The sequence below is a fragment of the Micromonospora sp. WMMA1947 genome, from assembly GCF_027497355.1.
GTDB lineage: Bacteria > Actinomycetota > Actinomycetes > Mycobacteriales > Micromonosporaceae > Micromonospora.
Map to the genome: position 1 here is coordinate 4,661,332 of NZ_CP114909.1, position 21,497 is coordinate 4,682,828.

General features: G+C 74.2%; 17 protein-coding genes. 8 read left to right on the plus strand and 9 right to left on the minus strand.

Annotated elements, in window-relative coordinates:
• Positions 1 to 30 precede the first annotated feature (30 nt).
• Positions 31 to 1,821 (plus strand): ABC transporter ATP-binding protein, encoded by a 1,791-nt coding sequence (locus O7604_RS21980; RefSeq protein ID WP_281577608.1) that lies wholly within the window; start codon positions 31 to 33, stop codon positions 1,819 to 1,821.
• Here the strand turns inward: O7604_RS21980 and O7604_RS21985 are convergent.
• On the minus strand, positions 1,800 to 4,649 hold the full coding sequence (locus O7604_RS21985; protein WP_281577609.1) for an AAA domain-containing protein: 2,850 nt from the start codon (positions 4,647 to 4,649) through the stop codon (positions 1,800 to 1,802). The two genes, O7604_RS21980 and O7604_RS21985, sit on opposite strands and share 22 nt — an antisense overlap.
• A 170-nt stretch (positions 4,650 to 4,819) precedes the next feature.
• Between O7604_RS21985 and O7604_RS21990 the strand changes: the two genes are divergently transcribed.
• Positions 4,820 to 5,377, plus strand: a complete 558-nt coding sequence (locus O7604_RS21990) for a M23 family metallopeptidase (RefSeq protein ID WP_281577610.1) — start codon at positions 4,820 to 4,822, stop codon at positions 5,375 to 5,377.
• A 78-nt stretch (positions 5,378 to 5,455) separates the two neighbouring features.
• Complete coding sequence (locus tag O7604_RS21995) at positions 5,456 to 6,085, plus strand: VOC family protein (RefSeq protein ID WP_281577611.1); 630 nt, start codon at positions 5,456 to 5,458, stop codon at positions 6,083 to 6,085.
• Positions 6,086 to 6,095: 10 nt separating this feature from the next.
• Here the strand turns inward: O7604_RS21995 and O7604_RS22000 are convergent, their stop codons facing one another.
• Entirely contained in the window at positions 6,096 to 6,974 is an 879-nt protein-coding gene (locus O7604_RS22000) for a hypothetical protein (protein WP_281577612.1), read from the minus strand.
• A gap of 332 nt (positions 6,975 to 7,306) precedes the next feature.
• Between O7604_RS22000 and O7604_RS22005 the strand changes: the two genes are divergently transcribed.
• The 5 genes from O7604_RS22005 to O7604_RS22025 all read left to right on the plus strand — a co-directional run bounded on the left by O7604_RS22005 (position 7,307) and on the right by O7604_RS22025 (position 12,993).
• A complete protein-coding gene (locus O7604_RS22005; protein ID WP_281577613.1) occupies positions 7,307 to 7,852 on the plus strand; it encodes a hypothetical protein in 546 nt (181 codons plus the stop codon).
• A gap of 216 nt (positions 7,853 to 8,068) precedes the next feature.
• A complete protein-coding gene (locus tag O7604_RS22010) occupies positions 8,069 to 8,686 on the plus strand; it encodes a hypothetical protein (protein ID WP_281577614.1) in 618 nt (205 codons plus the stop codon).
• 226 nt (positions 8,687 to 8,912) lie between these two features.
• The gene (locus O7604_RS22015; protein ID WP_281577615.1) at positions 8,913 to 11,822 is read left to right on the plus strand and encodes a M36 family metallopeptidase; all 2,910 of its coding nucleotides are present in this window, start codon (positions 8,913 to 8,915) and stop codon (positions 11,820 to 11,822) included.
• A gap of 183 nt (positions 11,823 to 12,005) precedes the next feature.
• Complete coding sequence (locus tag O7604_RS22020; protein WP_269705656.1) at positions 12,006 to 12,446, plus strand: ribonuclease domain-containing protein; 441 nt, start codon at positions 12,006 to 12,008, stop codon at positions 12,444 to 12,446.
• Positions 12,447 to 12,504: 58 nt separating this feature from the next.
• Positions 12,505 to 12,993: a barstar family protein gene (locus tag O7604_RS22025; RefSeq protein WP_281577616.1), complete on the plus strand. Its 489-nt coding sequence runs from the start codon at positions 12,505 to 12,507 to the stop codon at positions 12,991 to 12,993.
• 247 nt (positions 12,994 to 13,240) lie between these two features.
• Here the strand turns inward: O7604_RS22025 and O7604_RS22030 are convergent, their stop codons facing one another.
• The 7 genes from O7604_RS22030 to uxaC all read right to left on the minus strand — a co-directional run bounded on the left by O7604_RS22030 (position 13,241) and on the right by uxaC (position 21,493).
• The gene (locus tag O7604_RS22030) at positions 13,241 to 13,966 is read right to left on the minus strand and encodes an HD domain-containing protein (protein ID WP_269705658.1); all 726 of its coding nucleotides are present in this window, start codon (positions 13,964 to 13,966) and stop codon (positions 13,241 to 13,243) included.
• Positions 13,967 to 13,973: 7 nt separating this feature from the next.
• The gene (locus O7604_RS22035; protein ID WP_269705659.1) at positions 13,974 to 14,432 is read right to left on the minus strand and encodes an ATP-binding protein; all 459 of its coding nucleotides are present in this window, start codon (positions 14,430 to 14,432) and stop codon (positions 13,974 to 13,976) included.
• A 281-nt stretch (positions 14,433 to 14,713) separates the two neighbouring features.
• Positions 14,714 to 16,057 carry a pectate lyase gene (locus O7604_RS22040; RefSeq protein ID WP_281577617.1) on the minus strand — a complete coding sequence of 448 codons (1,344 nt, stop codon included), beginning with the start codon at positions 16,055 to 16,057 and terminating at the stop codon, positions 14,714 to 14,716.
• Positions 16,058 to 16,085: 28 nt separating this feature from the next.
• The gene (locus tag O7604_RS22045; protein WP_269705661.1) at positions 16,086 to 17,252 is read right to left on the minus strand and encodes a Gfo/Idh/MocA family oxidoreductase; all 1,167 of its coding nucleotides are present in this window, start codon (positions 17,250 to 17,252) and stop codon (positions 16,086 to 16,088) included.
• A gap of 34 nt (positions 17,253 to 17,286) precedes the next feature.
• On the minus strand, positions 17,287 to 18,771 hold the full coding sequence (locus tag O7604_RS22050; protein WP_269705662.1) for a mannitol dehydrogenase family protein: 1,485 nt from the start codon (positions 18,769 to 18,771) through the stop codon (positions 17,287 to 17,289).
• A complete protein-coding gene (locus O7604_RS22055) occupies positions 18,762 to 20,063 on the minus strand; it encodes an enolase C-terminal domain-like protein (protein WP_281577618.1) in 1,302 nt (433 codons plus the stop codon). Before O7604_RS22055 ends, O7604_RS22050 begins: the two co-directional genes overlap by 10 nt.
• Complete coding sequence (gene uxaC, locus O7604_RS22060; RefSeq protein ID WP_281577619.1) at positions 20,060 to 21,493, minus strand: glucuronate isomerase; 1,434 nt, start codon at positions 21,491 to 21,493, stop codon at positions 20,060 to 20,062. The genes O7604_RS22055 and uxaC overlap by 4 nt, the downstream gene beginning before the upstream one ends.
• Positions 21,494 to 21,497: the final 4 nt, after the last annotated feature.

Sequence of the window (21,497 nt, forward strand, 5' to 3'; positions counted from 1 at the left end):
CGTCCCCCGCCCCCCGCATGAGGAGCACCCTTGGATCGCATCCCCGACGGCCGCCGTGACGGCCGGACCGTTTCCCCCGCCGAGAAGGCCCAGGCCCGCTCGGTGTCCCTGCGCCGCATCGGCGGTCTGTTCACCGCCCACCGCGGCCCGCTCGCCACCGTGGTGGCGATCATCGTGGCGTCCTCGATCATCGCGATGGCGACGCCGTTCCTGCTGCGTACCGTGATCGACAAGGCCCTGCCCGAGCGTGACCTGACGCTGCTGGCCTGGCTGGTCGCGGGCATGGTCGCGGTCGCCGCGGTCACCGCCGTGCTCGGCGTCGCGCAGACCTGGATCTCCACCCGCGTCGGTCAGCAGGTCATGCATCGGCTACGCACCGACGTCTTCGCCCACCTCCAGCGGCAGTCGATCGGCTTCTTCGTGCGTACCCGCACCGGCGAGGTCCAGTCGCGCATCACCAACGACATCGGCGGCATGCAGGCGGTGGTCACCTCCACCGCCACCTCGATCGCCGCCAACCTCACCACAGTGGTCGCCACCACGATCGCCATGCTGGCGCTGAGCTGGCGGCTCACGCTCGTCTCGGCGGTCGTGCTGCCGCCCGCGCTCTGGCTCACCCGCCGGGTCGCCCGGCTGCGCCGGGAGATCACCGCCCAGCGTCAGCGCGAACTCGCCGACCTCACCGTGACGATCGAGGAAGGGCTGTCCGTGAGCGGCGTCCGGCTGGCCAAGACGCTCGGCACCGGCCCGGCCCTGGTCGACCGGTTCACCGCCTCCTCGGCCCGCCTGGTCGACCTGGAACTGCGCTCCGAGCTGGCCGGACGCTGGCGGATGGCCGCCATGAGCATCGTCTTCGCCGCCATCCCCGCGGTGATCTACCTCGGCGCCGGGCTGCCCGGCACCGCCGGCACGCTCACCATCGGCACGCTCGTCGCGTTCACTGCGCTGCAGGGCAACCTGTTCCGGCCGCTGATGGGGCTGCTCAACGTGGGCGTCACGCTCACCGCGTCCCTCGCCCTGTTCGCCCGCATCTTCGAATACCTCGACCTGCCCGTCGAGGTCGCCGAGCCGGACCGCCCGGTCCCGCTGGACCCGGCCACCGCCCGCGGCCACCTGCGGATCGAGGACGTCACCTTCAGCTACCCGGGCAGCGACACCGCCGCCCTGGCCGGCGTCAGCCTGGACGTCCCGGCCGGCACCAGCCTCGCCCTGGTGGGGGAGACCGGGTCCGGCAAGAGCACGCTCGCCGCGCTGATCAGCCGCCTGCACGACCCGGACGCCGGCCGTATCACCATCGACGGGATCGACCTGCGCGACCTGCGCCCGGCCGACCTGGCCGCCGTCGTGGGCGTGGTCAGCCAGGAGACGTACCTGCTGCACGGCACCGTGCGGGACAACCTCCGGTACGCGCGCCCGGACGCCACCGACGCCGACATCGAGGCCGCCGCCCGCGCCGCCCGCATCCACGACCTCGTCAGCGCGCTGCCCGACGGGTACGACACCATGGTCGGCTCACGCGGCCACCGGTTCTCCGGCGGCGAGCAGCAGCGCCTCGCGATCGCCCGGACCCTGCTGCGCGACCCGCGGATCCTGGTGCTGGACGAGGCGACGAGCGCGCTGGACACCGAGACCGAGCGCGCGGTCCAGCGGGCGCTGGACGAGCTGGCCCGGGGCCGGACCGTGGTGACCATCGCGCACCGGCTCTCCACGGTCCGCGACGCCGACCGCATCGCCGTGCTCGACCACGGCCGGATCGTCGAGTCCGGCACCCACGACGCGCTGCTGGACCGGCGCGGCCGCTACGCCGCTCTGGTTGGCTGACCGTAGGCCCGCGCGGCGCCGCCTCTGCCGCCGGACCCGCCGTCGGTGTCGGACGCGCTGCCGCTGCCGGGCCCGCCGTTGCCCGGTCCGTCCGCGCCGATGCGGGACGCCAGGTCCAGGGCGGCTCGGATCGGGTCGCCCGACCAGCGGCTGGCGAACGCCTCGTGCAGCCGCCACCCGGCCCGGATCAACGTGCGCTGCCGCTCCAGATGCGCCGCAACCCCGTCCGGGTGCACCGCGCAGACCACCCCGACCGCGTCGGAGTCCGTGCCCACGCAGAGGTCGACGCGCCACCGGCCCACCGGATAGCCGGGCCGCACCGGCAGCCCGAGCCGGCGCAGCTCCTCCGCCAGCTCCGCCTCCGGTGCGGCAGGCGGCCGGCCCGGGTAGGCCAGGAAGTCACCCACCAGGCCCTCCGGTGAACGCAGCGAGGTGACCACCGCCAGCCGTCTCCGAGCCCGGGTGACCAGCACGTTGAACAGGTTCGGCCCGGCGGCGAACCGGTGTCGCGACGGCGGATCGTCGTCCACCAGCCCGAGCGACGCGATCACCACGTCCGCCTCGCTGCCCTGCAACCCGTGCACGGTGCCCGACCGCAGCCCGAGACGCTCGATCTCGTCGACGTCGTACGCGGCCAGCAACGCCGTCTCGATTGCGTCCGCCTGCGCGCGGAACGGGCTCACCACGGCGATCCCGCCCGCCGGGGGAGCGTCGGCGAACCGCCGTACGAGGTCGAGGACGGCGGTGACCTCGGCCTGGTTGACCCCGTCGACCACGCTCGCCCCGTCCACTGTCACCACGTCGATGACGTCGGCGCGCTCGTTGCGCGGATGCCGGGTGACCAGTTCCAGCCGATCGCCGTAGAACCGGCGCGCGGAGAACCCGATCAGGTGCGGCACGGACCGGTGGTGCTCTCCCAGCCAGGTGACCGGGGCGGCGCCGGCGGCCACGTCGAAGGCGCTGGAGCGGCGGACGTCGAGCCGGTCGCCGAACCGGTCCAGACCGTGCCGGCGCAGGGTGGCGACCACGTCCACGTCGGCCACGAACGACACGAACCGCAACTGGCGGGGGTCGCCGGCCACCAGCGCACGCCGCGCCCGGGCCAGCGCCGGCGCCGCCCGCAACTGGTCGATGTGCGCCGCCTCGTCCAGCACCACCAGGTCGAACATCCCGGGCACCGGGGGCAGCAGGTCCTCGACGTCGGTGACAGTGCCCACCCAGAGCGGCAGCGCCCGTACCAGCGCCTGGGCGTCCAGCCCGGCCAGCAGTTCGCGGCGGCGGTTCCGCCCGGCCCGCAGCGCGGCGGCCAGTCCACCGGTGGCGCGCCGCGCCGCGTCGCTCCACCGATGCGCGCTCGTCGCCCGGTGGCGCATCGCCGTTCCGACGGCCTCCGCGAGCGCGGCTTCCGCCGTCGTCAGGGCACGCCACGCAGCGGCCAGATCGGTCCCGCCGGTGGCGGCCAGCCGCGCCGCCGCCCGTACCGCGCCCGCCGCGTCCAACGCGGTGCGCAGCCGCTCCACGGGTACGTTGTCGCCGCTGAGCCGGCGTAGCCGCCTACCGGCGCGGGCCCGCTGCCAGTGCCGCCACCAGCCGTCACCGGACGCCGTGGCCGCCGACAGCGCGGACCGGACCGCGTCCAGGTCGACCTCCGGGTCGAACAGGCGGGGCACGTCCCGGCTCAGCGCGGGCAGCAACGGCTGCCAGTCGGGCAGCGCGGCGGCGCGGCGCTCCTCGTCGAGGGCGACGCCGATCCCCTCGGACAGGGCGGCCACCCGGTCGCGGGCGGCCGCCACGGCGGCGTCGGCGTCGCGCAGTGTGGCGTCGTCAGTTCCGGCGGCCGCACCGCCGGCCAGGTCGGCGGCGATCGTCTCGCGGCGCTCGGCGTCGCCGAACAGCACCGGCGCCGGGCCGCTGTGCCGGCGCAGCAGGTCACCGAGCACGTCGGCGGCGTGCACCGACTGGGTGGCCACGAGCACCGACCCGCCCCGGTCCACGGCGTCCAGCGCGGCGGCGACCAGGGCGTGGCTCTTGCCGTTGCCCGGCGCGCCCGAGACGACCACGACCGGCTCGGTACGGGTCCGCCGCACCAGTTCACGCTGGGCCGCGTTCAACGGCAGCGGCGACAGCACCTCGGCATCGGTGTCGTCGCCCTGGGCGTCGGTGCCGCTGGGCGTGGAGTCGCCCCGGCCGGTGTAGAGCCGGCTCAGCGCCGTGTCGGCCAGTCCGGGCCGGGCCGCCCAGGCGAGCAGTGTGTCGCGTAGCCGGCCGGCCAGCACGTCGCGGGTGGTGAACAGCGCCGCGGCGGCGACGCCGACCAGTTGGTCGTCGTCGATGCGGCGGGGTGGCCGCGCCTGCACCGTCACCGGTTTCAGACCGGCGGCTTCGGCGGCGGCGGTGATCCACGCCTTGGTGCCGGGCGCGCCGAGCCAGCCCGGCCCGGCCAGCCCTGGGGCGGCCTCCAGCCGGCCGGCGAGATCCCGGTCCTCGACGAGCGAGGTCAGTTCCAGGTCTCCGGCGGGCACGATCCGGTAGCTGCGGCTGGTGCGCTCCAGGCGTACCGGCTGGGCCAGCAACGGCACGCGGACCCGGCGGCGGCCACCGTCGAGGTCGGCCGCGCCGATGACGAAGGCCAGGCCCCGGCGCAGGATCCGCTGGTCGCGGTGCAGCGCGTCCAGCGCCGCCAGGCGGTCCAGCGTGGCGTCGCGCGGCGCGCGGTCGGGCTCGGCCAGCCAGATCAGCGGACGACCGGCGCCGGAGACGTCGAAGATCCGCTCGGCGCCGGCCGGTGCCAGGTCGGCGAGCGCGGTGAGGATCGTGGCCGCCTCCATGGCCCGCGATTCTGCCGTACGCGCGCCCGGCCCGGCCACCGCCGACCCCGCGCCCGCGGATGACCGGATGTAGAAAACTTTTGCTCTGACATTCATGCGTGTAGCTATTTACCCGACCCCGGGGTCGCCCTAGCATCGATCTACATCGTTGTCGATGAAGAGGAGAGGCGATGTCCCTGACGTTCACCGCTGCCCGGATGCGCGTGCCCGCGATACTCACTGTCGCCGTCGTCGCGGGCACGATGCTCGGTGTGCAGCCCGCGCAGGCCGCCCGGCCGGGCTTCCGGATGCCGTTCCTGTGCGGCCAGACCTGGCAGGGCAACAACTGGAACGGGCACAGCCCGGCCCACGCCATCGACTGGAACCACTACGACGCCAACGGCAGCCCGGACGACCTCAACCGCCGGACGGTCGCCAGCGCCGCCGGCACCGTGCTCGAGTCGTACTACTCCACCACCTCCGGCTACGGGAACACCATCGTCATCGGGCACGGCGACGGCTGGCGCACCCGGTACGCCCACCTCAACTCACGCGCGGTGGCCGCCGGTGACACCGTGAAGCGCGGCGACGTCATCGGCCGGGTCGGCGCGACGTCGGCGAAGTACGACCTCAGCCCGCACCTGCACTACGAGCAGATCCACAACGGCAGCGTGGTGGTGGCCGTCGTGCAGGGCGTGACCTGGTCAGACGGGCTGAAGCGCAACCAGAAGAGCACCAACGGCTGCTGAGCCGGGGCGTCAGTCGCCGGGCCGAAAACCCGATCTGCAACACGTGATTCGCGGAGCGTCAATGGGTAGAGTGGCGCGGTGCGCGGTGGGGTGCAGGCTCAGGTGCCGGTGCTGTACGTCGACGACGTCGACGCGGCCGGCCGGTTCTACGCGTTGTTCGGCTACACCGGGCGGCCCGGAGCGGCCGGCCGGACGCCCCTGCGCTGCGGCGACCTGACGCTGCTGCTGGTCGAGGGCACCCCGGTCCCGGCCGCGCTGTACCTCCATGTCGACGACGTCGCCGCCACCGCCGAACGCCTGGCAGCAGCCGGTCACCCCGTCGACCACGTGCCGGGAGGGGAGTGCCGCACCGTCGATCCCGACGGCAACACGATCCTGTTCACCAGGCCGTGCGTCGTGCCCGCCCCGCCCGCCGACCCGGACGGGCGGCCCGCGCCGGTTCGCCGGGCCGCCCAGGTCGCGGCCCGGCGTGACGGCGCCCCCGGGCACTGCCAGATCGGCGGGCCGCGGGGCGAGCCCTGTGTCGAGCCGGCCGAGGTCAAGCTCGCCGACTCGTGGGGCGACACGGCGTGGGGCTGCCTGACCCACGCCGACGAGACCCTGGTCAACGCGCGCGGCGCGTTCCTGGCCACCGAGGACGCCACCGGGCTCGCCGCGTACCTGGCCGCCCGCCGGACCCGCCCCGACGGGGCCGCCGTCGCGGGCTGACCGTCCGGGCTCAGACCCGGGGCGGCTCCGGGCCGTCCGGCCGGGGTGGCCGCTGTCCCGGGGCCGGGCGCGGCGCGGGTGGGGGGAGCAGCGGCTCCAGCGGGGTGAACGACTCCACCGGCCCGTCCGGCCGCGACCCACGCCGCGCCCGTCCCGCCGGCTCACTCCCGTCGGCCGGCGCGGTCGTGGCCGCCGGCCCGCTCGTGCCGGCCCCTCGTGTCGCGGGCGGCCCATCCGGCGGGCGGTCGCGCCGCTCACGTTCCTCGGCGTACTCGGCGCGGCGGCGGGCCAGGTCACGCTCGCACTCCAGCGCGATGCGCTGCTCCCAGTACGGCTGGAGCAGCTTGCGCACCCGCTCGTCCAGGTGCACTGTGACGTCCGGCTCGCAGGCGAACGTCACCTCGCCGCGCGCGTACGTCCAGGGTGGTGGGTCGTCCTCGGCGAGCGCGGCGGTCAACGCGGCGTGCAGGTCGCGCGGACGGTGCGGTGGCACCTCTGCCGCGCACCGCACCGCCAGCCGGTGCAGGCGCTGCGCGGCCTGTTGCTGGAAGTAGTCCACGTACCAGCCGAACAGCTCCGGCCGGGCCGAGTCCGACGACCAGGTGTAGGTGGCGCGGACCAGGAACACGTACACCTGCCCCTGCGCCGGCACCGTGAGCGGCTCCGGGGTGCGCCTGTCGACGGTGGTCACCGGCGTCGGTGGTTCCTCGGTCCACCACAGTTGCCGCAGCGTCGGCTGCGCGCCGTCCCAGAACCGCCGGGTCCGCACCCGCGCCGCCTCGCCGAGCGCCCGCGCCCGTCCGGCCCAGCGCCGCCGCCGGCTGTCCACCGGCGCGCCGGGCTTGGGCCGGCCGTCGCCCGGCCCGGGCTCCTCCGGCACCGCGGTCATCGCACCCCCTCCATGCCGGACGGCAGCACCGCGTCCCGCGGCGTCACCGGGACGCGCGGGCCGTCGGGCGAGGGGTGGCCGGATCGCCGTGGCGGTCCGCGAACAACGCTAACAACCCCGGCCGGTGTACGCGCGCAGCCGCGCGCACGGCGCCTCCGCCCGGCCTGCTGACCGATCGGACGAGCCGCCTCGTAGTCCTATCCGTGGGACTCGACCGGCGTCGGTCCCGTTCACGGGACCGACCATCCAGAGTCGATCGGCACACCTTGATCCGTGTTCGAAGCGCTTCGTAGCGTGAAGCTCCGCGATCCTTCGGGGGAGGGCCAGACCGCATGGGCGTAGACGCTCGCCACACCGCCGGCCGCACCGTGCACTACCTGCGGTCCCTCGCCGAGCGGCAGTACGACCGGGTCTGGACCCCGGACTTCCTGCACCTCACCCCGGACGTGCAGGGCTTCGCCGTGTTCCACCGCGGCGGCCTGGTACTGGTCTACGGCGCGGTGTCGCCGGACGACCCGGCCCGCTGGGTCTTCCGGATGGCGTGCGTGGCCGGCGCCGACGTGCCGGACATCTCCGGGGCGATGGCCTGGGCGAACATCAGAAACCGGCTGGCCGGGGCCGGGCGCTACTACTGCGTCGTGAAGGCCGACCAGAGCGCCTGCCACGTGGTGTTCGCGCTCGACCTGCGCAGTCCACTGCTCGACGACGTCACGGCCCCGGACGCGCAGGCGGCGCGGGAACTGCTGCACTTCTCGCTCGCGGTGTGCGTGCACAACGCCGTGGCCGACTTCCGCGACCTGGCGTCGTATCTGCCGGCGCGGCCCCTCGCCCCGACCGAGATCGACGCCTGGACCCTGTTCGCCGGCACCCAAGACTGATGGTCTACGTGCGGTTGGAAGCGCTTGGCGTGATCCGGCGGCACCGAGGCAAGGGCATCTTCATCGCCGATCCGAGAGTTTGGGCCGCAGCCATTGGGGGTCGATTCCGTCCGACCGGCATCCACACTGCGCAGTCGCCGGTCGTGTCGAGCTCAATACGAGCCGCCAACCCGCGATAGCGTGGTGATCCACAGAATTCAGGCGGGATGGCGGTTCATGAACGTGCTGGAGATCCTGGCGACGCAGTTACCCGCTCTGCTCGGTGTCCTGGTCGGTACTGTGGGCACGATGCTCGCCACGGGCCTGAACGAGCGAACCCGGTGGCGCCGGACGCAGACGGTCAGGTGGGACGAGCGGCGTCTAGACGCATATGTGGAATTGACGAAAGCGGTCAAAGAGATCCACGCCGTGGCCACCCGAATGCTCGGAGAGCATCGGCCTAACGCGAGGCGACCGGCGATGGACCGGAACGAAGGACTGGCTCGGCTGGCGGAGGCGGACGTCCGGCATACCCTGGCCTGGGAGGCGGTGCTGCTCCTTGGTGATGAGATCACCGTCCGCGCTGCTGCTGAGTGGCGGCACGCCGTGCGCGACATCGAGTCGGCGGCGCGTGCGCTTCCCCTTCCCCCAACGGACGTATCGGGGATGATTCATCGGGCCGACGTCGGTCGTGACGGCTTCTACCGGGCAGCGCGGCAGAGCCTCGGTGTCCGCGGGGGGGCGGTGGAGCAGGTGAGGCGCCTACTCCCGAAGGCCGGTAGAGCGACCCCTGCGGTGTTGTTGCAGCGCCAGTCCTCGGCCCTGGATTCAAGCGACGTTCGGCCATCCAGTTAAGGAGGACCTTCGACAACGGGCCGACGAGGACTCGGTGCGGAGCGCTGGTGGCTCTGCCTGACGTGCCGTGTGGTGGCGCATCTCTGTTGCCGGGCGAAGAAATCGACGCAGCAACATTTATGGATGTTCGGATGGTGTCGGCGCGTCGATCGTCCTGGTCGGATGGCGGAACGGACATCGCTGTTCGACGATGACAGGAGGGACCGTGCGCACACCATCCCGTGCGTTGACGGGGACCACCGCGCTGCTGCTGGCAGCCGGTCTGGTCCTGACCGCCGCCGGCGGCGGCCAGGCGGCACCCCGGGAACAGACCCGAACCCAGGCGCCACCCGACCACCTGCCGGGCGACCGGCACGACACCAAGGCCCAGGACAACCGCAAGGGCCGCGTCGCCGCCAGCGACCGGCAGCGGGACCGGGCCGCCGCGCTCGGCGCGCGCGTGCGCTGGTCCGACTTCGGTACGCCCGCCACGCTCACCTCGACCGGCAAGCCGCTCGCCACCGGTCTGCCCGCCGACCCGGCCGCCGCCGCGCGCGCGTACGTGGCCGCCAACCGGGACGTGCTGGGGCTGACCGCCGAGGGCGCCGCCGCGCTGGAGCTGCTGACGGTGGCGCCGATGGGGCAGGGCGCGACGGTGCTGTTCCGGCAGCGCTTCGGCGACCTGCCGGCCGCCGTCGACGGCATGCTCTCGGTCGGCGTACGCGACGGAGCGGTGTGGCACGTCAGCTCCTCGCTGGCCCGCGACGCCGGTACGCCGGCCCCGGCGACGATCAGCGCCGAGCAGGCCCGCAAGGCTGCCATCGCGGACGCCGGCCGCGCCGACGCGCAGGTCGTGCGTACCTCGTTGGTCGCGGTGCCCACCGCGGACCGTGGGCCGCGCGCGGCGTGGGAGGTGGTCCTCGGCGCGGACACCACCGGCGCGGACCCGGCCGCCTACTCCACCTACGTGGACGCCCGCGACGGCGCCGTGCTGGTACGCGAGGACCTGATCGACCACGCCGCGGACCACCCGTCCTGGGAGGTCTTCCCGAACTCGCCCCGGGTCGACAGGTCCTCGGTCGACACCCGCAAGCGGTGGTGCGCCGTCCCGGCGCGCGGCTGCGCCGAGGTGGTGGGCGTGCCCGGGCACCCGGCCTGGGACGTGGACCCGGCGACCGGTGAGTCCACAAACACGACCAAGGGCAACAACGCGATCGCCGTGCAGAACTGGTTCAGCAACGACCCGTTCAGCGTCGGCACCGAGACCGCCACGCCCCGCCCGGACCGCAGGTACGACTACCCGTGGACGAACCAGTGGCAGGAGCAGCGCTGCAACCCGGAGGTGTTCACCTCGCCGCGCGCCAACGACATCGACGCGGCGCGGGCGAACCTGTTCGCGATGCACAACCGGATGCACGACTGGACGTACCACCTCGGGTTCACCGAGGAGACCTGGAACATGCAGCAGGACAACCTCGGCCGCGGCGGGCTCGGTAACGATCCCGAGCAGGGCAACGCCCAGGCCGGTGGCGTCAGCGGCGGCCCGCCGACGTTCCCGGCCCGCAACAACGCCAACCAGATCACCCCGCCGGACGGCGTCGCGCCGACCACCAACATGTACCTGTGGCAGCCCACCGCCGGCTCGTTCTACGCGCCCTGCGTCGACGGCGACTTCGACATGTCGGTGATCGCCCACGAGTACGGCCACGCGGTCACCAACCGCATGATCGCCGGCCCGAGCGCCGGGGTCAGCACGCCGCAGGGCATGAGCGAGAGCTGGTCGGACCAGCTCGCGGTGGAGTACCTGTTCGAGCACGGGTACGCCGCGCCCGGCCGGCGCGGCTTCACCATCGGCGAGTACACCACGCAGGACCCGAACGCCGGCATCCGCAACTACAACATGAGCGACAGTCCGCTGAACTACAGCTCGCTCGACTACGACTTCGTCGGCCTCCAGGTGCACGCCTCCGGCGAGGTGTGGAGCGCCACCAACGCCGACATCCGCGCGGCCATGATGCGCCGCTGGGGCAGCGGCACCCCAGCGATCCAGAAGGCGTGCGCGACCGGTGCCCGCGACGTGACCGCCTGCCCCGGCAACCGGCGCTGGATCCAGCTGGTCTTCGACTCGTTCCTGCTGATGTCGGTCAGCCAGGTCAGCATGGTCGACGCCCGGGACGCGATGCTCGCCGCCGACCGGATCCGCTTCGGCGGCGCCAACCAGGAGCTGCTCTGGAACGCGTTCGCCAAGCGCGGCCTGGGGGAGGGCGCGGCCAGCGTAGGCCACACCGACCCGGACCCCACCCCGGGCTTCACCTCCCCGTACGCCCGGGAGGGCTCGCTGCGGCTCCTGCCGATCGGTGAGCGCGGGCCGGTGGCCGGTGCGCAGCTGTTCGTCGGGCGCTACCAGGCGCGGGCCGTGCCGGTCGCGGACACCGACGCGGCGACCCCGCTGACCGACCGGGTCGACCTGGTGCCCGGCACGTACGAGTTCGTGGTGCGGGCCCCCGGCTACGGGCACACCCGGATCGGCCCGGTGACGGTCAAGGCGGGCCAGAACCGGACGCTGCCGGTGACGTTGCGACCCAACCTGGCCTCGGCGACCACCGGCGCGACGGTCGCCGGTGACGGGATCAACCTGCCGCAGATCGCCGACGACGACGAGGCCACCAACTGGGCCTCACTCGGCGCGCCGGTCGCCGGCCGGCAGGTCACCGTCGACCTGGCCGGCGGCGTGCAGCAGGTACGCCGGGTGCAGGTCAGCGCGATGCTGCGCCCGGCCGTCACCGGTGACGCGGACGCCGGCACCCAGAGCCGGTACTCCGCGCTGCGGCAGTTCCGGGTCCTGGCCTGCACCGCGCAGGGACCGGTGACGTGCGCCGACGCGGCGGACTTCCGGCCGGTCTACACCAGCAAGCCGGACGCCTTCCCGTCGGTGGCGCCGCGTCCCCGGGCACCCGAGCTGATCATGCGGTCGTTCGACATCCCGCGCACCACCGCCACGCACCTGCGTGTCGAGGTGCTGACCAACCAGTGCACCGGCGCGCCGGACTACGCCGGTGAGCAGGACGACGACCCGCGGGCGGCGACGGACTGCGCCACCGCCAGCCCGCAGGCGCAGAACGTGCGGATCGCCGAGTTCCAGGCGTACACGCGCTAGCTCCCACGCGGCGGGTGCGGACGGGCGGGTCGTCCGTCCGCACCCGCCGTCGTGTGTTCACGCGGGATTCGGGATGCCGTCGCCGGATCGGGGCTGTACCGCGGGCAGGATCCTCGACAGACTGAGCATCGATCGACCATCAATGTCGATCGATGCGCTGTCGTCCCGTTCAAGGAGGATCCCTTGACCCCGTTCCGCGCCGCCGTCACCCGCGTACGCCGCGCCCTCGCCGCGTCCGCCCTGGTCACCGCCGTGGCCGCCGCCGCGCTCGTCGCCCCGTCCACCGTGTCCACCCGGCTCGCCGAACCCGCGGCGGCAGCCGTGTACGGCTCCTGCACGCAGTCCCGCTGCGCGGACGCGCGCACCGCCCGGTCCGGCTGGTCGGCCAAGAGCTTCCCGACCAGCCGCGGCTGGTACTCGTGGAGCGGCGGCACCTGCAACTTCGCTGGCGGCCGGTTCTACAACTACGAGGGGCAACTCCCCACCGGCGCGACCTACTACGAGTACGACGTCTACCCGCGCGCCTGCAACGCCTCCCGGGACGCGTACCGGATCGTGGTCAACAAGAGCACCGGGGCGACCTGGTTCTCACCCGACCACTACGCCAACTTCTACCGGCTCTGAGCAGCCTCGACGCCGGCCGGGGTCACCCCGGCCGGCGCCGTCGGGAAAGGACGGAAACATGGGCGCGGCGTCCCCGCATGCACCGGCCTGGCTCGTGTACGACGGCGCGTCGCCCGAGCCGGACGGCGGCGCGGCCGTACCCGGCTCGGGCGGTGACCCGCAGTCGGGTGGCGGGGCGCTGCCGGGCGGCGTGCTGATGTCCGGCGAGCAGGCCCGCACCCGCGCCGGGTTGCACGAGGCGCTGGCCGGGGCGCTGGCGCTGCCCGGCTGGTACGGCCGCAACTGGGACGCCCTCGCCGACGCGCTCGCCGACCGCCTCGACGCCGGTCCGCTGACGGTGGTCGTGTCCGATGCGGCGGACCTGCTCGCCGACGAGCCGCCCGCCCATCTCGGCACGCTGCTCGACGTGCTCGGCGCGGTCGCCGCCGGTGGTCACGAGACGCTCCGGGTGGTGCTGCGCGACGACACGGAACGGCTGTCCGCCCTGCGCGACCGCGTCGCCGCGGTGCTGGGCGGACGGGTAGGCGGCCCACCCGCCACCGGCTGACCCGGCGACCCCCGCGCCGACCTCGAACGTGCCGCCCAGACGCCTGAAATCAGCGAGCGATCAAGGAGTTTGCGTCCGGATCCGGCCCCCACAGTGACCCAAACTCCTTGATCAACGCCGAGCGGGCCGGGCGGTGATCATGAAGTTGGCCGGGGTGGGGAGCGCTCTCCGGGCGGTCAACTTCATGATCAGCGGGGTGGGGCCGGGCGGGGCGGGGCGGGGCGAGGGCGGGGAGGGTGCGGGGGCGTCAGCCCGGGGGGTCGAGGATGGCGCTGAAGCGCTCCTCGGCCAGGTCGAGCTGGGCGAGGATGTGTTGCTTGACCGACGCCGACAACGGCGTGTCCGGCCGGGCGACCAGGTCGCGGAAGACCGGCACCAGCGGACGGTACTTCGTGGCGGCGCGGGCCACCTTCGGCCCGACCGTGTGGATCACGCCCACGCCGTTGTCGGTGAAGTCGGACACCTTGATCACCCGGGCCCAGGGCTCCCGTTCGAGACTGGCCGCCACGTGTTCCCGGTACTGCTCGTCGCGGTCGCGGTCCGGGTCGTACGCCGGGTTGGTGACCGCCGCGACCAGCCGGGCGACCCGTGCCCCGAACCGGTCGGACAGCGCGGCGAGCGCCGCCGGGGTCGCGTCCGCGCCGGAATCGGGGTCGAGCCCGGCGAGTTCGGCGGGGTGGTCCTCGACCGCGTCGTGCAGCAACCCGGCGACGATCACGTCCACGTCCCGCACCTGGTAGTGGTGCATCAGCCGGATCGACACCCGCAGCAGGTGGTTGAGGTACGGCTCGCGTACCCGCCGGTCGTCGCGGTGCAGGTCGGCGGCCAGGTCGAGGGCCTCGGTCAACCGCCCGCGGTCGGCCTCGTCGAACGCCTCGATCTCCAGCCGGAACCGGGCCAGCAGGCCGGGCTCACCGTGGATCTCGGTGATCGCGTGCATCGGCATGGTGGCGAGGTACGCGGGGAACTCCATGCGTCCCTTATAGCTGATCTTCGCTAGGTTGGGGGACCGCCGGGCCGCTCACGTCGCGGGTGAGGTGCTTGACCAGGCGTACGCAGGTGCCCTCCGGCGTGCCGACGATGGTGGCCTCGTCCATCACCCGCGCCATGATCAGCCGCCCGCGGCCCCGGTCGCCGGTGTCGTCGCCGTCGGCCGGGCGCCAGCCGCCGTGGTCGCGTACCTCGATCTCCAGCCGGTCGCCGCGCAGCTCGGCTCGCAGCGTGGTGATCCCCTCCGGGGCGAAGCGGTAGCCGTGCTCGATGGCGTTGGCGCACGCCTCGCCGGTGGCGATGAGGACGGTGTCGACGTCCCAGTCGCCGACGCCCTGGGCGTGCAACCAGGCGCGCAGCCGGTCCCGCGTGCCGGCGAGCCGGGCCGGGTCGGCCGGCAGATCGATGGTGAGGACCGGGCCGACGTCGCCGGATGTCTCACCCGTCACGTCCGGCCCTCCGTCCCGTGCCCGTCCCCGGACCTGGGCGCCCACTCGCGCTGTCACCGCCTGATTCTCACCCTGTTGTCCCCGGTGGCCGCCGATTCATTCCCCCGGCGGCGATGTCCGTCAAAGGTGATCATTGCGCATCGGCGGCGGTGTGTCAGCCGGCGGCCCGGCGCGGCGCATCGGTCCCGGGCCGGCGAACCCTTCAGGGGACGCCGGCCCGGGACGAGCGGGCGGTCACCCCGACGGCGTCGGGGCGGTACGCGTGCGGGCCCGGGGGCAGGTCAGAGCGGCAGCCGCCCGGCACCGGCGAAGGCGTCGACGGCGAGGGGGACCAGTGGGGCCGGCAGCGGCCGGGCGGCGCGCAGCGTGGGCGTCCATCCGGCGTCGCCGCCGAGGTCCGGGTCGTGGGCGGCGTTGTACGCGGCGAGCAGGCTCACCGGCCGGGGCAGGCGGTCGCCCTGCCGGACCCAGCTGCCGCGCTCGGTGAGGGCGGTGCCGCCCCAGTCGTAGAGCAGGTCGGCCGGGGCGGTGTCGCCGGTGAGCGTGAAGAAGTTGTTCTCCGCGTACAGGGCGGACTGCACGCCGACGCCGAGGGCGTACGCGAAGCCGGGCCCGCCGAGCCGGTAGTGGTTCTCGTGCACGTCGACCCGGCCGAACCGCACCCGGGGCAGGCGTTGCAGAGTGCCGTCGAACAGGTTGTGCCGCACGGTGACGTCGAGCCGGCCCACGTCCGGTCCGACGGTGTTCGACGAGCCGATGAGCATGACCTTGTCCCGGCCGGTGAACCGGTTCCACGAGACGGTGACCAGGCTGGCGGTGTGCGTGACGTCCACCGAGCCGTCGTGCACCTGCCAGGGCCGCCCGAAGTAGACGGGCTGGGCGCTGTCCGGGTTGTCGCCGTCGGTGAACGTGTTGTGGTCGATCCAGACGTGTTCGCTGCGCCGCACCGAGATCTGGTCGTACTGGGAGTTCCAGTTGCCTTCGTCGCCGTCGGTGGGGGACCAGGCGGGGAAGCAGTCGCGGGCGTCGGTGAACTCGATGTTGCGCACGATGACGTTGTCGACCCGGTCGATCATCAGCGTCAGGCCGGTGAGCCGGGCGCCGCGCAGGCCGACGATCGTCGTGTTGGAGCCGACGTTGATCTGGGTCTGCCGGGTCTGGGCGGCCACCGACCGCACCCGGGCGGCCTCCAGCGGCCCGCTCGGGCTCACCCGCCCCCAGGTCGCCGGGTCGTACGCGGCCAGGTAGGCGGGCAGCGAGTACTCCGGGTCGGCCAGGTCGGCGCAGTCCAGCGGCGTGCCGTCCGGGCCTTCGAAGCCGTCGATTGTTCCGGCCACGTACACGATCTTGGCGGTGGTGTCGGCGGCGTTCGTGGCGTTGTCGCCGCCGAGCGCGGCGACCAGCTCGGCCCGGGTACGCACGACGTGCACCCGGTCCGGCGCGGCGGCCGACCCGCCGGTGGTGCCGGTGCCGGCGGCGGCCCAGCCGTCGTTCGCGGCGAGGGCCTGGCGGCCGATCAGCTCGGCGGCCCGGGACGGCTTGCCGGGCGCGGCCGGTGCGGGCGCGGCGGTGGTGAGGACGAGCGCGGCGGTCAGCGCCGCGACGACTGAGGTTCGGGTACGCATGACTCGTTCCGTTCTCCTGGAGGGACATTCACTGCGCGGCCAGGTCCACCACGTACGGCGTGACCGCCCACGGCACGCCCGCCTCGGACGGCAGCGCGCCGCTCTCCGCGGCGGCCCGCAGCACCGCGCCGACGCCCCGCACCATCCGCACCCGCTGCGGGCCGTCGCCCGCCACGCGCACCAGGTCCCCGCCGAGCAGCGTGGGTCGGGGGGCGTCCCGCAGCGCGTCCAGCACCGCGGTGAACGGCTCGGTACGCGCCGGCGGCGCGATCAGCGGCGTGCCGTCGGCGCGGTGGTCGAGCAGGTTCGCCAGCAGCCCGCGGCGGCCGGGCACCGGGCGCGGGACGTCGTCGCCTGGTAGCCGCAGCCGGTCGGTCGGGTACTCCAGCACCGCCCGTCCCCGTTCCCCGGTGACGAGCACCTCCCCGGGGACGTGTTCCTCGGCGGCGAGGGTGAGCGCGGCCAGCACCGGCGGCCCGGCGTGCGGGGTCAGCCGCAGCACGGCGGTGTCGTCCACCTCGATCGGGCGGACCCGGTAGCGCTCCACAGCGATCCGGGCCGGGCGGACGGGTGCGCCGGTGACCGATTCGGCGACGGCCAGGCACTGCATGAGCGCGTGTGCGAGCGGGTTGGCGAGCGCGCCGTCCAGCGCCGGGCGGCCGTCGACGGTGCGCCGCCCGGCCCAGGGGGAGCGGGCGTAGTAGGCGTCCGGGCGTTGCCAGGCGGCGAGCGTGGAGATGCCGGTGACCGGGCCGAGCCGGCCGAGCGCGCCGGTCAGCTCGGTCAGCGCGGCGGAGCCGAGCGCCTGGAAGTTGACCTGCACGGCGCGGCCGGCGGCGTGCGCGGCGGCGGTGAGCCTCCGATGTTCGGCGAGGTCGAGCACCGGCGGCTTCTCCAGCAGCAGGTCGGCCCCGGCGGCGAGGGAGTCGAGCGCGATCGGCAGGTGGGTGTGCGGCGGCGTGCATATCACCACCACGTCCGGCCGGGACTCGGCGAGCATGGCCCAGTGGTCGGTGAACACGCCGGCCCCCGGTGGGACCGGTGCCTCCGGTTCGTCCTCCAGCGGGCGCACGTCGACCAGCGCGACCAGGCGCGCCCGCCCGGCCGCGTGCAGCCCGGCGATGGTCCGGCGGTGCCAGCGGCCGTGGCCGTTCGCCCCGATCAGCGCCACCCGCGGCGGGTCGTTGCCGCTCACCGGCTACTCCCGGCCGGTCGCGGCGCGCCGCCGGTCACCGGGCGTCCGCCAGGGTCGCCCGGACGCCGTGGCGTTCCAGCGCGGTGAGCCAGCCGGACACGTCGGCGCGGAACTCGTCGTCGCCGGCCAGATCGGCCGGGAACACCTCGCGGAGTGCGAAGACCGCGTCCACCACCCCGGCCGGGGTGTGCGCGCCGGCGGTCAGCGCGGCGCGCAGCCGGTCGGCGAGCGGGTCGTCCAGCGGCAGCGGCCGGCCGTCGTCGGCGTACCCGAGCAGGAACCGCAGCCAGGCGGCCACCACGAGCGCGCTCCACCGCGCCGACCGGCCGGCCGCCCGCAGGTCGGCGACGGTGTGCAGGACCCGCTGCGGCAGCTTCTGCGAGCCGTCCATGGCGACCTGTGTCGTCCGGTACCGGATCGCGGGGTTGGCGAAGCGGGCGAGCACCTGCTCGCCGTAGGCGGTCACGTCGACGCCGGGCGGCGGGGTGAAGCTCGGCGTGATCTCCTCGGCGACCAGCCGGCGCAGCACCGCCTCCAGGTGCGGCAGCGCCAGCGCCTCGGCCACCGTCTCCGCGCCGGCCAGCGCCCCCAGGTATGCGGTGGCCGAGTGCACGCCGTTGAGCGCCCGCAGTTTCAGCCGCTCCCACGGCCCGGCGTCGCCGGTGAGGATCGCGCCGGAGTGCTCCCAGGCCGGGCGCCCGCCGGGGAAGTCGTCCTCGATCACCCACTGCGACCACGGTTCGGCGGCGACCGCCGCCAGGTCGGCCACGCCCAGCGCCCGCCGCGCGGTGTCCCGGGTCTCGTCGGTGCTGGCCGGCACGATCCGGTCGACCATGGTGCCGGGGCAGGTGACAGCCGCCAGCACCCGTTCGGTTGTGGCGTCGGGGACCCGGGCCAGCGCGAGGCACTGCTCCACCAGGCCGCGCAGCCGGCGCCCGTTCGCGGGCAGGTTGTCGCAGCTCACCAGCGCGATCGGCCCGGCGTCGGCGGCGGCGCGGGCGAGCAGCCCGCGCACCAGCAGACCGGGCACGGTACGCGGGGGACGGCCGGTGGTGAGGTCGGCGGTCAGGTCCGCGTCCACAGTCAGCGCGGCGGTCACCGGGTCCAGCCGGTACGCCTTCTCGGTCACCGTCAGCGTGACCACCCGGATCGCCGGGTCGGCGAGCAGGCCGACCACCGCGTCCGGGTCACTCGCGGCGTGCCGTACCCCGGCGAGCGCGCCGACCACCCGGGTGGCCGCGTCGTCGGCGGCGAGCGTGGTGACGCTGAACAGGCAGTCCTGCGCGGCCAGGGCGTCGACCACGCCGGTGCTGCGCGGCGCGACGCCGATGATGCCCCAGTCGCCGCCGGCCGCGCCGACCGCCGCCTCGGTGTGCACCGCCTGGTGGGCGCGGTGGAACGCGCCGACGCCGAGGTGGACGATGCCGGCCGGCACGGTGCCGGGGCGCAGCAGCGGCCGGGACTCCGGCGGCAGGTGGCGTAGCGTGGCCAGGCCGAGCCGGTCGGTGGTCAGCGCCATGCCGGGCCGTCCGGGAAGCGGTACCGCGCGATCGACTCCTGACGCATGGTGGCGCTGTAGCCGGGCGCGGTGGGCAGCAGGTAGCGCCCGCCCCGGGTGCGTACCGGGTCGGTGAAGTGCTCGTGCAGGTGGTCGACGTACTCGATCATGCGGCCGTCCAGGCTCGTGCCGACCCGCAGGTGGTCGAAGATCGCGAGGTGCTGCACGTACTCGCACAGGCCCACGCCGCCCGCATGCGGGCAGACCGGCACGCCGAACTTCGCCGCCAGCAGCAGCTCGGCAAGCACCTCGTCCACGCCGCCGACGCGGCAGGCGTCGACCTGCATCACGCCGATCGCCTCGGCCTGGAGCAGCTGCTTGAAGATGACCTTGTTGGCGGCGACCTCGCCGGTGGCGACCCGGCAGCGGCCGCCGGTCAGCTCGGTGACCGCGCGGGCGATCCGGGCGTGCCCGAGCACGTCGTCGGCGTGCGTGGGCTCCTCGATCCAGTACGGGTCGACCTCGGCGAGCACGCCCATCGCGGCGATCGCCTCGTCCACGTCCCACACCTGGTTGGCGTCCATCATGAGCAGCGCGTCCGGGCCGATCTCCGCCCGGATGATCCGGGCCCGCCGCAGGTCGTCCTCGATCCGTCCGCCGACCTTCATCTTCATCGCGCGCCACCCCTGCGCGTACGCGTCGCGGGTCAGCGCGCGCACCTGGTCGTCCGGGTAGCCGAGCCAGCCCACCGAGGTGGTGTACGAGGGGAACCCGTCGCGTTCCAGCCCGGCGAGCCGGTCGGCCAGGCCGTCGCGTCCCTTGTCGAGGATGGCCGCCGCCTCGTCGGGGGTGAGCGCGTCGGTGATGTGGTGGAAGTCGATCGTCGCGACCAGCTCGTCGGTGGGCATCTCGGCGAGGAGGCGCCACATCGGCTTGCCGGCGAGCTTGGCGCGCAGGTCCCAGACCGCGTTGACGAGCGCGCCGGTGGCCATGTGGATGACGCCCTTCTCCGGCCCGAGCCAGCGCAGTTGCACGTCGGCGGCCAGCGAGCGCCAGAACGCGACGGGTTCGGCGGCGATCTCGGCGACGGTGCGTCCGCGGACGTGGTGGGCGAGCGCGCGGACCGCCGCGCAGGTGATCTCGTTGCCGCGCCCGTTGGTGAACGTGAAGCCGGTGCCGGTCGGCCCGCCGTCGGTGGTCAGCTCCACGTACGTGGCCGAGTAGTCGCCCCTGTTTATGGCGTCCGAGCCGTCGCCGCTGGCGGCGGTGGGGAAGCGCACGTCGTGCACCTCGACGTCGACGATCGTGGTCATGAAGGCCCACCTCCGAACTTGAAGACCTGCTTCGGCAGCCGGTACGCCAGGTCGACGATGGTCTCGGCGGCGTCGTCCGCGGTCATCCGGTGCTCGGCGACGAGGCGGGCGAGGAAACCGGCGTCGACCCGGCGGGCCACGTCGTGGCGTACCGGGATGGAACAGAACGCGCGGGTGTCGTCGACGAACCCGGCGGTGTTGTAGAAGCCGGCCGTCTCGGTGACCGCCTCGCGGAACCGGCGCAGCACCTCGGGGGAGTCCAGGAACCACCAGGGCGCGCCGAGGCGCAGCGCCGCGTAGCCGCCGGCGAGCGGGGCGAGTTCCCTGGTGAACGTGTCCTCGTCGAGCGTGTAGAGCACCACGGTGAGCCGCGGGTCGTTGCCGTGCGCGTCGAGCAGCGGGGCGAGGCCGTGCACGTACTCGGTGGCCTGCGGCACGTCGCCGCCCACGTCGCGGCCGTGCCGGGCGTGCAGCCAGCGGTTGTGGTTGCGCACCGCGCCCGGGTGCAGCTGCATCACCAGGCCGTCGTCGAGCGACATCCGGGCGAACTCCAGCAGCATGTGCGCCCGGAACGCCTCGGCGTCGCCCGTGTCGGCAAGGCCGCGCCGCCCCTTGTCGTACAGCGCCGCGGCCTGCGCCGGACCGAGATCGAGGGTACGGGCGGTCGGGTGCCCGTGGTCGGTGGAGGTGGCGCCGGCGGCGGCGAACGCCTCCCGCCGGGCCCGCAGCGCGGCCAGGTAGCCGGCGTACGTGCCGGTGTCCTCGCCGGAGACCTCGGCGAGCCGGTCCACGTTCGCCGACCAGTTGCCGAACTCCATGTCCACCACGTCGTCGGGGCGGAACGTGGTGACCACCCGCCCGCCCGGCCCGCCCCAGCCGTCGGCGGCGAGCTTGGCGTGCCGGCCCAGGTCGTCCAGCGGCGACTCGGTGGTGGCGAGCACCTCGATGCCGAAGCGCTCGAACAGCGCTCGGGGCCGGAACCCCGGTTCGGCCAGGCGCGCGGCGAGCGCGTCGTAGACGGTGTCGGCGGTGTCCGGGCTCAGCGGCGTGTCGACGCCGAACACGTTCCGGAACGTCTGCTCCAGCCACAGCCGGGAAGGGGTGCCGCGGAACAGGTGCCAGTGCGCGGCGAAGCGCCGCCAGATGGTCCGCCCGTCGGTCTCCACCGGGCTGCCGTCGACGCTCGGCACACCCAGATCGGCCGGGGGTACGCCCTGGCTGAGCAGCATCCGGGTCAGGTAGTGGTCGGGTACGACGAGCAGCCGGGCCGGGTCGGGGAACGGCTGGTCCTCGGCCAGCAGCCCGGGGTCGACGTGCCCGTGCGGGGAGATGATCGGCTGCTGCGCGGCGAGCGCGTACAGCTCGCGCGCGACGGCGCGCAGGCCGGGCTCGGCGGGTAGCAGCAGATCGCTGGGGGAGATGATCGGCACGGGT

Excerpts from the sequence above, each read along its gene's own strand:
- O7604_RS21985 (WP_281577609.1), bottom strand. The coding sequence starts at position 4,649 with ATGGAGGCGGCCACGATCCTCACCGCGCTCGCCGACCTGGCACCGGCC.
- O7604_RS21990 (WP_281577610.1), top strand. The coding sequence starts at position 4,820 with ATGTCCCTGACGTTCACCGCTGCCCGGATGCGCGTGCCCGCGATACTC.
- O7604_RS22000 (WP_281577612.1), bottom strand. The coding sequence starts at position 6,974 with ATGACCGCGGTGCCGGAGGAGCCCGGGCCGGGCGACGGCCGGCCCAAG.
- O7604_RS22005 (WP_281577613.1), top strand. The coding sequence starts at position 7,307 with ATGGGCGTAGACGCTCGCCACACCGCCGGCCGCACCGTGCACTACCTG.
- O7604_RS22010 (WP_281577614.1), top strand. The coding sequence starts at position 8,069 with ATGAACGTGCTGGAGATCCTGGCGACGCAGTTACCCGCTCTGCTCGGT.
- O7604_RS22025 (WP_281577616.1), top strand. The coding sequence starts at position 12,505 with ATGGGCGCGGCGTCCCCGCATGCACCGGCCTGGCTCGTGTACGACGGC.
- O7604_RS22030 (WP_269705658.1), bottom strand. The coding sequence starts at position 13,966 with ATGGAGTTCCCCGCGTACCTCGCCACCATGCCGATGCACGCGATCACC.
- O7604_RS22040 (WP_281577617.1), bottom strand. The coding sequence starts at position 16,057 with ATGCGTACCCGAACCTCAGTCGTCGCGGCGCTGACCGCCGCGCTCGTC.
- O7604_RS22050 (WP_269705662.1), bottom strand. The coding sequence starts at position 18,771 with ATGGCGCTGACCACCGACCGGCTCGGCCTGGCCACGCTACGCCACCTG.
- O7604_RS22055 (WP_281577618.1), bottom strand. The coding sequence starts at position 20,063 with ATGACCACGATCGTCGACGTCGAGGTGCACGACGTGCGCTTCCCCACC.